The 12,239-nt window shown below is 51.1% G+C and carries 12 protein-coding genes; 10 read left to right on the top strand and 2 right to left on the bottom strand.

Annotated elements, in window-relative coordinates:
* Positions 1-3: 3 nt before the first annotated feature.
* The 5 genes from OO017_RS18025 (at position 4) to mnhG (ending at position 3,176) form a co-directional block, all read left to right on the top strand.
* Positions 4-357 (top strand): Na+/H+ antiporter subunit C, encoded by a 354-nt coding sequence (locus tag OO017_RS18025; protein WP_266054095.1) that lies wholly within the window; start codon positions 4-6, stop codon positions 355-357.
* 71 nt (positions 358-428) lie between these two features.
* Entirely contained in the window at positions 429-1,955 is a 1,527-nt protein-coding gene (locus OO017_RS18020) for a proton-conducting transporter transmembrane domain-containing protein (RefSeq protein WP_266054094.1), read from the top strand.
* Positions 1,956-1,962: 7 nt separating this feature from the next.
* Complete coding sequence (locus OO017_RS18015) at positions 1,963-2,460, top strand: Na+/H+ antiporter subunit E (protein WP_266054093.1); 498 nt, start codon at positions 1,963-1,965, stop codon at positions 2,458-2,460.
* Positions 2,457-2,726, top strand: a complete 270-nt coding sequence (locus OO017_RS18010) for an MrpF/PhaF family protein (protein WP_266054092.1) — start codon at positions 2,457-2,459, stop codon at positions 2,724-2,726. The genes OO017_RS18015 and OO017_RS18010 overlap by 4 nt, the downstream gene beginning before the upstream one ends.
* Positions 2,727-2,729: 3 nt before the next feature.
* The gene (gene mnhG / locus OO017_RS18005; protein ID WP_266054091.1) at positions 2,730-3,176 is read left to right on the top strand and encodes a monovalent cation/H(+) antiporter subunit G; all 447 of its coding nucleotides are present in this window, start codon (positions 2,730-2,732) and stop codon (positions 3,174-3,176) included.
* Here mnhG and OO017_RS18000 read toward each other — a convergent pair.
* On the bottom strand, positions 3,133-3,963 hold the full coding sequence (locus OO017_RS18000) for a metallophosphoesterase (RefSeq protein WP_266054090.1): 831 nt from the start codon (positions 3,961-3,963) through the stop codon (positions 3,133-3,135). The two genes, mnhG and OO017_RS18000, sit on opposite strands and share 44 nt — an antisense overlap.
* 200 nt (positions 3,964-4,163) lie before the next feature.
* Between OO017_RS18000 and OO017_RS17995 the strand changes: the two genes are divergently transcribed.
* A complete protein-coding gene (locus tag OO017_RS17995) occupies positions 4,164-5,948 on the top strand; it encodes a chloride channel protein (RefSeq protein WP_266054089.1) in 1,785 nt (594 codons plus the stop codon).
* 53 nt (positions 5,949-6,001) lie between these two features.
* Here OO017_RS17995 and OO017_RS17990 read toward each other — a convergent pair whose 3' ends face one another.
* Positions 6,002-7,066, bottom strand: coding sequence for an o-succinylbenzoate synthase (locus OO017_RS17990; RefSeq protein WP_266054088.1), 1,065 nt, complete (start codon positions 7,064-7,066; stop codon positions 6,002-6,004).
* A gap of 210 nt (positions 7,067-7,276) precedes the next feature.
* Here OO017_RS17990 and egtB point away from each other — a divergent pair, with 210 nt between their 5' ends.
* The 4 genes from egtB to OO017_RS17970 all read left to right on the top strand — a co-directional run bounded on the left by egtB (position 7,277) and on the right by OO017_RS17970 (position 12,220).
* A complete protein-coding gene (gene egtB, locus OO017_RS17985) occupies positions 7,277-8,551 on the top strand; it encodes an ergothioneine biosynthesis protein EgtB (protein WP_266054087.1) in 1,275 nt (424 codons plus the stop codon).
* Positions 8,552-8,555: 4 nt separating this feature from the next.
* Positions 8,556-9,563 carry an L-histidine N(alpha)-methyltransferase gene (gene egtD, locus OO017_RS17980; protein ID WP_266054086.1) on the top strand — a complete coding sequence of 336 codons (1,008 nt, stop codon included), beginning with the start codon at positions 8,556-8,558 and terminating at the stop codon, positions 9,561-9,563.
* Positions 9,564-9,610: 47 nt separating this feature from the next.
* Positions 9,611-10,729, top strand: coding sequence for a pyridoxal phosphate-dependent aminotransferase (locus tag OO017_RS17975; protein ID WP_266054085.1), 1,119 nt, complete (start codon positions 9,611-9,613; stop codon positions 10,727-10,729).
* Positions 10,730-10,876: 147 nt separating this feature from the next.
* Positions 10,877-12,220, top strand: a complete 1,344-nt coding sequence (locus tag OO017_RS17970) for an MATE family efflux transporter (protein ID WP_266054084.1) — start codon at positions 10,877-10,879, stop codon at positions 12,218-12,220.
* The last annotated feature ends 19 nt before the right edge of the window (positions 12,221-12,239 follow it).

Here is a 12,239-nt window from a genome sequence, read left to right as displayed (position 1 = left end):
AGTATGGAAACGCTGCTTCCGTTAATGGTGGGTACGCTCTTCGCGGTAGGGCTATACTTTATACTGCACAGGCACCTGTTCAAGGTCATTCTGGGGCTCATCCTTTTCAGCCTTGCCACAAACCTGTTCCTGTTCGTAGTTGGGGGTATAACAAGGGGCAGCAGCGCCATAATAAGCGAAGAAAAGAGTACGGCTACAGAACCTTATGCAGACCCGGTGCCGCAGGCGCTGTTGCTCACAGCTGTTGTAATCGGCTTCGGTATACAATCTTTTGCCATTGTGCTCATCCGACGGGTGTACCAGACATTCAAGTCGAACAACCTGGATGAACTGCGGAAAGAGAATGAGGCCCAGTAGCTCATAATGCCATCAGAAGCCCGAGTACACACCTGCTGCACTACAAGACAGAACTACGCTAACAGTTATATATGTCATCAGATTTACTGCTATTGCTTCCTTTGCTGATTCCACTCTACGGGGCATTAGTTTGCTTAATGTTTTGGCAGCAGGAGCAGTGGCAGGCCGTTATGGTAGGGCTGGCACAGATCGCATGGATGACCACCATTGTTTTTCTGATGCAGCGTGTAATGGCCGAGGAGGTCCTCGTTACACAGATAGGCAACTGGCCGGCTCCGTTTGGCATTACCTTGGTAGCGGATATTTTCGGGGCCTTAATGCTGTTGGCCGCAGCCGTTATTGGCATAGCGGTATACTTGTTCTCCCTGCAAGGGCTTGATGTAACCCGCCGCCGTTTTGGCTACTATCCGCTCCTGCTGCTCCTGCAAATGGGGGTAAGCGGCGTGTGCCTTACCGGCGACCTCTTTAACCTGTTTGTATGGTTTGAAGTGCTGCTCATCTGTTGCTTTGCCCTCCTGAGCCTGGGCGGCACCAAAGGCCAGTTGGAGGGTACGCTAAAGTATGTCACCATCAACTTCCTGGCCTCAGGTTTTTTGCTGGCGGGTGTTGGGGTTATGTACAGCCTCTACGGGGCGCTGAACCTGGCCGAACTGGCGCTGATGGTGCGGCAGCCGGAGCACCCTAACTTGCCCCTGCTAAGTATGGCCAGTGTTTTTTTCCTGGTAGGCTTCGGAATAAAATCCGCTATTTTCCCGCTGTTCTTCTGGCTGCCTGCTTCTTACCATTCCCCACCTGTGGCTATCTCCGCCCTTATTGCCGGGCTCGTTACCAAAGTCGGGATTTATACTTTGATCCGGCTGTTCACGCTCATTTTCATCAGCGACTTGGGCTTTATGCTGCCGCTGCTGGCAATACTTTCGGGTTTTACCATGCTGATCGGCGTGATAGGCGCCGCCGCCCAAACCGACTTCAAAAAGATCCTTTCATTCCACATCATCAGCCAGATCGGGTACATGCTGATGGGGCTGGCCATATACACGCCGCTGGCTATAGCGGGGAGTGTCTTTTTTATTGTGCACAACATCCTTGTCAAGACAAACCTATTCCTGATCAGTGGCGTGGTGGCGCAGCGGTACCGCACCTTCTCGCTAAAAAAGCTGGGAGGGGTATACCTGCACCAGCCGGTGCTTGCGCTGCTGTTCCTGCTGTCGGCCCTGAGCCTGGCCGGAACCCCGCCGCTCTCCGGCTTCTGGGGGAAATTAATGCTGGCCAAAGCCGGACTTGAAGCCGGAGCTTATACTTTGGTTGGGGTTTCGCTTTGCGTCAGCCTCATCACCCTTTTTTCCATGACCAAGATATGGAACGAAGTTTTCTGGAAACCCAAACCCGGCAATCATATACCAGACAAGGATCTGGCCCCTGTCAGCCTGCTCCGGCTGCGGCAATTGCACCTGCCCGTTATACTTTTGTTGGTGGTTATCCTCTTTATCGGGGTGTATGCAAGGCCCCTCGTGCAACTATCGGTAAGGGCGGCAAACGGGCTGCTGCACATCGAAAAGTACACGGAGACAGTATTATCTAATAAAACGCTTAAGTAACAAATGCATGAAATTACTACTTATACATAGTCTCATTGCCGGGGTAGCGGTTTACTTTTATTTTCAGCATCCTGATGCCATCATACCTTACACGGCGCTTAGCACTGCCCTGCTATTTCTGGTGCTATTCAGCCTGCTATGGAACAGCTCTTACTTCTACCATCGCTCCTACTACCGCAAAATGCCTAAGCTGCTTCACTTTATCATGTTTTTCATGAAGGAACTTTTCGTTGCCAACATGAAAATTGCCTACGACATCATAACGCCGCATTACCACATGAGCCCTACCGTGCTTGCTTTCCCGCTCCGGTTAAAAACGGACCTGGAGATATCTATCCTGGCGAACATGATTGGCCTGACGCCGGGCACGTTAAGTATAGATGTGAGCGCCGATAGAAAGTTTTTATACGTGCATACTTTATACCTCAAACACAAGGATATAGAGCAGCTGAAACTGCACATCAAAAATGGGTTCGAACGCAGAATACTAGAACTAACCGCATGAGTATTTTCCAGATAACGCTGATAATAGCCATGATAATGCTGAGCATCTGTTTGCTGCTCACTGCCATACGCTTTGCCATTGGCCCCACTCTGCCAGACCGTGTCACGGCCTTCGACCTGTTTGTAGCCAACGTGATTGGCATTATCGTGATCTACACGGAACTGACACACAACGAGGACTTTATAGATGTTGCCATGATCCTGTCGCTTTTCGGGTTTCTGGGCTCCATCTCGTTTGCATATTACATTATAAGGGTAACCAAGTGAACCATGGAAAGAGAGATAGACTGGGTGTTAATAAAAGATATTATAAGCTGCATATTCATACTCTTCGGGGTATGTATCATGCTGATTGCTTCCATCGGACTGCTTCGCTTCCCGGATTTTTACATCCGTATGTCGGCCATCACAAAGGGGGCTACATTGGGGTTAGGCATGATTCTGCTGGGTATGGGCATTTACTTCAACCAACCCGGGGTGCTACTGAAGGTGATCGCGATAATGGTATTTACCTCCATTACGGCACCTGTGGCTGCACATGTTATTGGGCGCGCCGCCGTGCAGAACAAAATTCCCTTCTGGGAAAAAACCAATCTAAAAGAATTTCAAGAGTATATGGCCAAGGAGCACCTGGAGCAATCAGTAAACCATGACAAGTATACTGTGGAGGAAACTACGAGGCAGAAGGATGTGGATGGTGCTGCTGATATCGAATAAACGGCCTCACCGAATCAGCATAGGTGTGATGGGACTCAACGGTGGTGAGGATATGGTCGGGGTAGGTAAGCGCTGTCAGGTAGCCGCCGAAAACGCAGCCCGTGTCTATGTTGATGGTATTGTTTCGCCAGCGCGGCTCGTGCACAGGAGTATGGCCGTACACGACAATAGCCTTTCCGCAATAATCAGCGGCCCAGTCCAGCCGGATAGGAAGTCCTTTGTCGTCTGTTTCACCGGTTGTGGGGCCATAGAGGCAAAGCTCCCTGACGACCTTCGTGTTTCGCCCATGCAACCGTTCCTCCAAACCGGCATGCGCCACCACCAGCCTTCCTTTGTCTAAAATTACGTGGTGCGGCAGCTTACTCAGGAAATGCTTCACACGCTCCCGGAACACGGCATCATAAGACTCCAGTTGTGCCTTCGTCATCTCCAGCCCATGCCGCACCTGCACGTTGCGGCCCAGCAGCATCCGCAGCAGCTTGTCGTCGTGGTTTCCGCTCACGCAGTAGGCAATCCCCTGCTCCGTCATGTCCATTACCAGCCGCAACACCTCCGGCGAGTTCGGGCCGCGGTCTACCAGGTCACCTACAAAAACAGCTTTGGCTCCTTCCGGCGGCTCTACTTCATACCTGGCCTCCTCCTTGTTAAAATGCACCTGGTAGCCTAAACGTTGCAGCAGTTCCTGCAGCTCATTAAAACAACCATGCACATCCCCGATCACATGAAAAGGACCATGCTCCTCCGGAAGTTCAAGGTTAAAAATAGTATGCTCCACTTTATTCTCCATACACACGAATACTTACAAAAACTGTGCTGCGCATGCGCTGCCTCTATATAAACAGTGAAACTTGGGTTGAGGTTAGGCTACAACCAAACATTTTTAAGGGATGCCGTGGTTAAAAGAGTGCAAAATTTTATTGGCCATGGCCGCTAGTCTTGCTAATTTTGTAGGAATATACACAAAACAAGTACAGGCTTACCAGCTTAATGCCCACATCTTACAAAAAAATAAAGATTCCGTTACTTTGGCTGCGCCGCCACACCTCTGACAGGGAATTCATGCTTGTGTCGAGTGTGCTGGTGGGGCTTACAGCCGGAGTGGCTGCTGTGATCCTGAAGTCGTTGGTGCACTACATACAGATGCTGCTGGCCTACGGCAACCGCCTCCTGGACCAACCCTACTGGCTGGTAGTGTTCCCGCTGATAGGCATCCTGCTTACGGTGGCTATCGTTTCCTTGTTTTTTAAGGGCCGCATCGGCCGCGGCACCGCCAATATTCTGTTTAACATATCCCAGAAATCCAGTTTGGTGGAGCGGCATAAGATGTACTCGCATGTGCTTACCAGCGCCATTACGGCGGGTTTTGGAGGCTCTGCCGGCCTGGAGTCACCGATTGTGGTGACAGGCTCAGCCATCGGCTCCAACTATGGCCGCGAGTACCACCTCAACTACCGTGACCGCACGCTTCTGCTTGCTTCTGGTGCCGCTGCAGGTATTGCCGCCGTTTTTAATGCCCCTATTGCCGGGGTGCTGTTCGCCATCGAAGTGCTCCTTACGGATATAAGTATATCTGCCTTTATCCCTCTTATTATTTCAGCGGTGGTGGGTGCGCTCAGCTCCAAGGTTATACTGGAGGAGGATATCCTGTTCAACATTAGCCAGCGGGAGTTCTTTGCTGCAGAGCACGTGCCGTTTTACGTGCTGCTGGGTATACTTTGCGGTATGATTTCGGTGTACTACACCCGCATGGCGCTGCGCGTGGAGGAGCTTTTCGAAGGATACCAGACAACGGTTTTAAATCGAGCCCTGATTGGTGGAGCACTACTAGGCCTTCTGATCATGCTGTTCCCGCCGCTTTTCGGGGAAGGTTACGATAGCATAAGGCTACTGGAGAACGGGCAGGCGCAAAAGCTGCTGCAGGATAGCTGGCTGGCTTTTTTCGGAACGAATGAGTGGCTTGTACTTTGCTTTGTGGGTGCCCTGGCACTCGTAAAAGTGTTTGCCACTACCATTACGATTGCCTCTGGCGGTAACGGCGGTAATTTTGCCCCTTCTATGTTTGTGGGGGCCAGCACCGGCTTCTTTTTCTCGCGGATCGTTAACCTGCTAAACATCAGCAACCTGCCTACCAGCAGCTTTGCCATGGTGGGCATGGCGGGTATACTTAGCGGGGTGATGCATGCGCCGCTCACGGCTGTCTTCCTGATCGCGGAAATTACAGGAGGCTATACTTTGATGATCCCGTTGATGATTGTGGCGGCCAGTTCTTTTGCGCTGGTAAAATACTTTGAGCCATACTCCCTCGACACCAAAAAATTAGCGCAGAAAGGTCAGCTGCTCACCCACAACAAAGACCGCACGATCCTGCGCATTATGAAAATCCAACACCTGATCGAGACGGAGTTTCAGCAGGTTTCGCCGGAGGCTACGCTGGGAGAATTTGTAGAGGTGATAGCCCATTCGCGCCGAAACTTGTTTCCGGTTGTAAGTGCCAAAGGAAAGCTGGACGGGGTTATCCTGCTGGAGAACGTGCGCGAGATCATGTTCAAAACCGAAAAGTATAATACGGTGAAGGTAAAGGAGCTGATGATAAAACCACCCGCCATCGTGCAGTATGATGACAGCATGGCCGACGTGATGAAGAAGTTCGACGAGTCAGGTGCCTGGAACCTGCCTGTACTCCACGACGATGTATACCTGGGGTTTGTCTCTAAATCCAGCATTTTCACCAAGTACCGCAAACTACTGATCAAGACCACGAACGTGAGTTAATGTTGAATGAGTGCATAAAACCACTTCCTGAATTATATACATTCGTCACTCTCTTATTCAACATTCCCATTCCGCCACAGCTCCCCCTGCCTGATCCGAAGAGGCGAAGGAATATTGTTGTGGTAGAGCTGCCCCGTTCCAAGGCCTTGCGGCAGGGTAACGTCATACTGCGCGGTGAACTGGCTAATCGCGTTAAGTCCGATATTAGATTCCAGCGCAGAAGTCATCCACCAGCCAATGCCGCGTTGCCCGGCCATTTGTATCCATTCAGCGCTGGCGGCTAAACCACCCACCAAGGTCGGCTTCAGGATAATGTATTGCGGCTTTATACTTTCCAGCAGCGCCTCCTTTGCCTGCGCCTCCTGTACGCTTATCAGTTCTTCATCCAGGGCAATGGGCACCGGCGTGTAGGCGCAAAGCTGGATCATTTCCTGCAGCTGTCCCTGCCTGATTGGTTGCTCTATAGAATGCAGTTCATACTTGGCCAGCCGCTCCAGTTTTTTATAAGCCTCCTGCGGCGAGAAAGCACCGTTGGCATCTACCCGAACCGTTAACCGGTCCGCTCCTGCTACCTCCCGAATACTTTGCAGGATATCCAGCTCAGTTGTAAAATCAAGGCTGCCAATTTTCAGTTTCAGGCAAGTATAACCGGCTTTCATTTTCTGGTCAATTTGCTCCTGCATAAAGGCTCTGTCGCCCATCCACACCAAACCATTGATTGGTATACCTGCCTCACCACGACTGAAGGCGTTATCGTACAACAGGCCTTTGCCGCCATGCTGCAGGTCCAAAAGCGCAACCTCCAGAGCGAAACGCATTGCGGGCCACTCCTGCAGCTGTAGCTGCAGCTCCTCAGGCAGGCCCTGCCCTACCCTTAGTTCCACTTTACCGCTATTTACAGCGTTTACCACCTGCTGCAGCTTCTCTTCCAAATCCGGACGATAATCTATACTTAGGCCGGCCAGCGGGGCACACTCTCCTAGCCCAAAGACTCCAGGGTTCTCCACATTCCATACTTTCAGAAAGTATACTTTATGCTCCGAAATGGCTCCGCGCGATGTACGGGCATCAAATTTAAACCGTAAAGTATGGGAGGTATAGCTAAGGTGCAGGCTCATAAATATTGTACTGTTTTGAAGTGTCAAGATAAACCAATATAACCAGATTTGACGTAGATGAAGAACAAAGTACATTTTTTACAAGGCAGTCTGCCATACTACTGTAACCTAACATTATCGCTTTCATCTTGTTAAAACTAAACAATCAAGTATAGCGACAGTTTCTTTCGTCAGTTTACGTACTTCCCTCAGGCTTTAAACCCAAAAACTATGAACACACTTACCGCCTCCGCCACAAAAGCGCTTCAGGAGCGTTTCAACTTGATTCGCCAGCGAACCGAAACCATTTGCAGCCCTTTGGAGCCGGAGGATACCGTGGTGCAGCCCATTGTTGATGTGAGCCCTCCCAAATGGCACATGGCCCATACCAGTTGGTTTTTCGAAACGCTTATACTTGCACCGAACCTGCCCGGGTATAAAGTTTTTCACCCGCAGTACGCGTATCTTTTTAACTCCTACTATAACAGCCTGGGCAGCCGTGTGCTGCGCGATCAGCGTAGCACCATCACCCGTCCTCCGTTGCGCAGTATAGTAGAGTACCGAGCGTATGTAAATGAGCACATCAACAGGCTGCTGCAGGTGCTACCGGAGGAGAAGGTGGAGCAGCTTCGGCCTTTGCTGGAACTGGGGCTGCAGCACGAGCAACAGCACCAGGAGCTGCTGATTACAGACATAAAGTATATACTGGGCACTAACCCCATGCTGCCGGTTTACAAGCCACTGCCAGACACGCAAAAGCAAAGTATAGCCACAGCCGCCAGGTTCCTGGAGGTGCCGGGCGGCAAGTATAAAATCGGTTACCAGGGCGATGGGTTCTGTTTTGACAATGAGCTTGGCGTACATGAGGTGCTGATAGAGGATTTTGAGGTCATGAACAGGCTGGTGACCAATGGCGAGTACTTGGAGTTTATGCAGGACGGTGGCTACGGGGATTTCAGGCATTGGCTGGATGAGGGCTTTGCCCTGGTAAACCAGAATAAGTTGGAGGCACCGCTCTACTGGGTGCGGCAACACGACGAATGGCACCGTTTTACCATGAGCGGGTTACAGAAAGTAGATCTAAATGCCCCTGTCTGCCACTTAAGCTTTTACGAGGCCGATGCCTTTGCCAACTGGTCGGGGAAGCGCCTGCTCACAGAGTTTGAGTGGGAAGCAGCCTCACAGGTATACCCGCCGCAGGGAGGCAATTTTGTAGAGAGCGAGCTGCTGGAGCCAGCTGCAGCAGAACCCGCCGAAGAAGGCCTTCAGCAAATGTACGGCGACCTGTGGGAATGGACCTACAGCGCCTACCATCCGTACCCCGGCTTTACAAAGGCTCCCGGTCCTGTTGGGGAGTACAATGGCAAATTTATGATCAACCAAATGGTGCTTCGCGGCGGCTCCTGTGCCACTCCGGAAAGCCACATCCGAACCTCATACCGAAACTTCTTTCACCCTGATAAGCGCTGGCAGTACAATGGCATCAGGCTGGCCTCTAAAAAATAAACCAATGGAAACACCCTCAACACTTACCCCGATGATAGAACTCAGCCGCCGGCAGGATGGCTCCAATGATACGACTGCCTTTGCCCACGATGTGGCGGAAGGCTTGAGCCAGAGACAGAAAACACTCCCCTCCCGCTATTTTTATGACGGCGCCGGCAGTAAGCTTTTCCAGCAGATCATGACCCTGCCAGAGTATTACCTGACGCGTTGCGAACAGGAAGTACTTCAGGAAAACAAAGAGGCAATGGTCAGGCAGTTTTCCCAGGGCGGCCTTTTCCATCTCATAGACCTTGGCGCTGGAGACGCCTTCAAGACAAAGATCCTGCTATCAGAGCTTTCTGAACAGCAGAGCGCCTTTGATTATGTGCCGGTCGATATTTCCGGTGATGCCATGCAAGAACTTTCAGAAAGCCTGCAAAAGGAACTTCCGCAGGTTAAAGTAGAAGCCGTGGTAGGCGAATACTTTCAGGCCCTGAAGTGGCTGCAAGAGAACAAGGCAGAGCGCAAGGTGGTGCTGTTTCTTGGTTCTAACATCGGAAATTTTGAAACAGCTGAAAGTATAGGCTTCCTGAGGAGCATCCGTAGTTACCTGCAGCCCGGTGACCAACTGCTTATGGGTGTGGACTTGCGCAAAAACCCGGATGTCATCCTGAAGGCCTATGATGATGCCGCAGGTGTAACAGCGGCTTTTAACCTGAACCTGCTGCACCGCATTAATCGTGAGCTGGATGCCGACTTTGACGTAAACCAGTTTTGCCACCACGCCATTTACAACCCGCTGGAGGGTGTGATGCGCAGCTTTCTTGTAAGCAAATCAGAGCAGGAAGTACATATCCGCAAAGCCGGCCTTACAGTACATTTTGACGCCTGGGAGGCGCTGCAAACGGAAAATTCCTACAAGTATAACATTCCTCAGATTGATGAATTAGGCAAGGAATGTGGTTTTGAGATCGAGACGGTTTTCTACGATAGCCAGAAACGCTTTGCCGATGTGCTTTTTAAGGTTAGCTAAAAAGTATAGATTCGCACCCTCTAACCTCCTAACACGCTAGCTTATACATGGAGCTCATTTCGCTTGCTGCCGGGGGCAGTTACTTCAGGAGTCCGCAAACGGCTACGGCAGCTGCCATTGCTGCGCTTGAAGCCGGTAAAACATTTTACGGGCCTACTGAAGGAACCCTGTCACTACGCCGCGCCATCAGCCTAAAGTATAAAACTGACGGAATAAAGGTGCAGCCAGGGCAAATACTGGTAACCCCCGGAGCCAAGCAGGCGCTGCACAACTTATGCTCTGTTCTCTTAAAAGCAGGCGATGAAGTGGTGATACCCACGCCTGCCTGGTTCGGTTTTCATGAGCTGCTAAAGTATAGCCCCGGCAAAGTGGTGCCCCTACCAACGCATTTACCGGAAGGGTATAAGCTGACACACGACATGCTGCGCGGTGCCCTCTCCGACCGCACCCGTATCCTGCTGCTGACAAACCCGGGTAACCCCACGGGTCGTATTTATACAAAGCAGGAGCTCGAAGCGTTGCTGGAGGTAGTAAACGAATTCCCGAACCTATACCTGATTTCCGATGAAATATATGACCTTGTTACTTACAGCAGGCCTTTTACTTCTATCCTTTCCTGCCAAGGGGCGAAAGCAGGAAGAACAATCGTCGTAAACGGTTTCTCTAAATCTTTTGCCATGTCTGGCTGGCGGCTTGGGTTCATACTTGGGCCGGAGGAATTGGTAAAGAAGTGTACCGATTTCCAGAACGCCACTATGTCTGGGGTTAGCGTGTTCGTGCAGGATGCGGCCGAAGCTTCTATCTTGGCCCGGGAGCAGGAACTGCCTCCCATGCAAGAGGTTCTGTCCAACAACCGGGAGATCATGCAGAAAGGATTGGACGCCATCCCACACGTTACATACTATCTGCCAGACGGCGCCTACTACTTTTTCCCGGACCTGAGTTATTACCTGAACCGCACCAGCATCACCGGTGAGATTATTAAAACAACTCCGGACCTCTGCCGCTACCTCCGTAGCTGCTACAACCTTGAGCTCGCTCCCGGCGATAATTTTGGAGGTCCGGGCCACGTGCGAATGTCCTTCGCCATCGAAACCCCTCGCCTTCAGGATGCCATGCAACGCCTCCGGCAAGGTTTAAACCTATTAACCGCAGAAGCGGATTGAAACGTTGGTTTTCAGCACCTTACTACCGGAAGTATACTTGTTGAGTTATTGACACATGAGCTAAACCAGAAGAATCAACCTTACTTCGAGAGTTAAAGTCGGTTATTTCTCCTAATTTTGCGGCCTGATTAGCCAGATTCGCGCCGCATGGATATCCCAGAATACAAGCAACACTTTTCTAAGAACTTTACCCTCGCCTACCCAGTGGTGCTAAGCCAGCTAGGGCATATTCTGGTGAGCGTATTCGATAGCTTGATGGTGGGCCAGACGGGAACCATGCCACTGGCGGCAGCCTCTTTGGGCAACAGCATTTTTACCATCACCCTGGTTTTCGGGCTTGGCGTTTCCTATAGTATAACGCCGCTTATTGCAGCTGCCGATGGCCGTCGCAACTATACCCGAATCTCCTTGCTACTGCTCAATGGCTTGGTTTCCAACGTGCTTTTAGGCATTCTCTTATTTATAGCCGGGTATTTTCTATCCCCTTATATCACGGTGCTTGACCAACCTCCCAAAGTGGTGGAACTGGCTATCCCGTACATTAATATCCTGTTTCTGTCGATGGTGCCGCTCATGTTTTTCCAGGCATTCCGGCAATTTGCAGAGGGGCTTTCCCTCACAAAGCAGGCCATGTACATTTCTATACTTGCCAATGGCCTTAACGTGGTCCTCAATTACATTCTGATCTTTGGAAAGCTTGGGTTTGAGCCAATGGGGCTGGTCGGGGCTGGCTGGGCAACGTTGATTTCGCGTGTCGTGATGGCGATAGCTATGGCAGGCTGGGTACTTTATGCCAAACGCTTCGAGGTGTTCAGGCATTTCCTGCGCCTGCGCCATCTCTCCTTCATCCACATGTATCGCATTTTTAAACTGGGCCTGCCTATATCCGGGCAAATGATCTTTGAGATGGGGGCCTTCAGTTTCTCTGCCATCATGATCGGCTGGCTCGGCGCCAAAGAGCTTGCCGCGCACCAGATAGCCATAAATGTGGCAGCGGTTACTTACATGATGGCCAGTGGTATAGCCGCAGCCGCCACCATACGTGTGGGCAACCAGAAAGGGCTCGGTAACTTTGAGGCCATGCGCATGGCGGGCTACAGTAACCTTGTCATGGGAATAGTCTTTATGATGGGCAGCGGCCTTTTGATGGTGCTGTTCAACAGGCTTATACCTATGCTTTACATTGATGACCCGGAAGTGATTCAACTGGCCTCGGGCCTTCTGATCATCGCCGCGCTTTTCCAGATATCCGATGGTGTGCAGGTGGTTGGGCTTGGTGCCTTACGCGGTCTGGAGGATGTACGAATCCCGAGCCTTATTTCGTTATTAGCTTACTGGGTGGTAGGGCTTCCGGTAGGTTACCTGCTTTGTTTTAAAGCCGGCTTCGGCGTGAATGGAGTGTGGATGGGACTTCTCACCGGCCTGTCGGTAGCGGCGGTACTGCTTACCTTACGGTTCAGAAAATTAAGCAACCAGCTGACACTCAGGTAAAGTACAAATTCCGGGCACT

It is taken from the genome of Pontibacter anaerobius (assembly GCF_026241195.1).
In the GTDB taxonomy this organism is placed as follows: domain Bacteria; phylum Bacteroidota; class Bacteroidia; order Cytophagales; family Hymenobacteraceae; genus Pontibacter; species Pontibacter anaerobius.
Note: the sequence above shows the minus strand (reverse complement) of the source record. Positions and strands in the feature narration are given on the sequence as shown.

What these genes read in the sequence shown, in the direction of transcription:
- OO017_RS17990 (WP_266054088.1), bottom strand. Translation starts at nt 7,066, where the DNA reads ATGAGCCTGCACCTTAGCTATACCTCCCATACTTTACGGTTTAAATTT.
- egtD (WP_266054086.1), top strand. Translation starts at nt 8,556, where the DNA reads ATGGAAACACCCTCAACACTTACCCCGATGATAGAACTCAGCCGCCGG.
- OO017_RS17975 (WP_266054085.1), top strand. Translation starts at nt 9,611, where the DNA reads ATGGAGCTCATTTCGCTTGCTGCCGGGGGCAGTTACTTCAGGAGTCCG.
- OO017_RS17970 (WP_266054084.1), top strand. Translation starts at nt 10,877, where the DNA reads ATGGATATCCCAGAATACAAGCAACACTTTTCTAAGAACTTTACCCTC.
- egtB (WP_266054087.1), top strand. Translation starts at nt 7,277, where the DNA reads ATGAACACACTTACCGCCTCCGCCACAAAAGCGCTTCAGGAGCGTTTC.
- OO017_RS18015 (WP_266054093.1), top strand. Translation starts at nt 1,963, where the DNA reads ATGAAATTACTACTTATACATAGTCTCATTGCCGGGGTAGCGGTTTAC.
- OO017_RS18010 (WP_266054092.1), top strand. Translation starts at nt 2,457, where the DNA reads ATGAGTATTTTCCAGATAACGCTGATAATAGCCATGATAATGCTGAGC.
- OO017_RS18025 (WP_266054095.1), top strand. Translation starts at nt 4, where the DNA reads ATGGAAACGCTGCTTCCGTTAATGGTGGGTACGCTCTTCGCGGTAGGG.
- OO017_RS18000 (WP_266054090.1), bottom strand. Translation starts at nt 3,963, where the DNA reads ATGGAGAATAAAGTGGAGCATACTATTTTTAACCTTGAACTTCCGGAG.
- OO017_RS17995 (WP_266054089.1), top strand. Translation starts at nt 4,164, where the DNA reads ATGCCCACATCTTACAAAAAAATAAAGATTCCGTTACTTTGGCTGCGC.
- mnhG (WP_266054091.1), top strand. Translation starts at nt 2,730, where the DNA reads ATGGAAAGAGAGATAGACTGGGTGTTAATAAAAGATATTATAAGCTGC.
- OO017_RS18020 (WP_266054094.1), top strand. Translation starts at nt 429, where the DNA reads ATGTCATCAGATTTACTGCTATTGCTTCCTTTGCTGATTCCACTCTAC.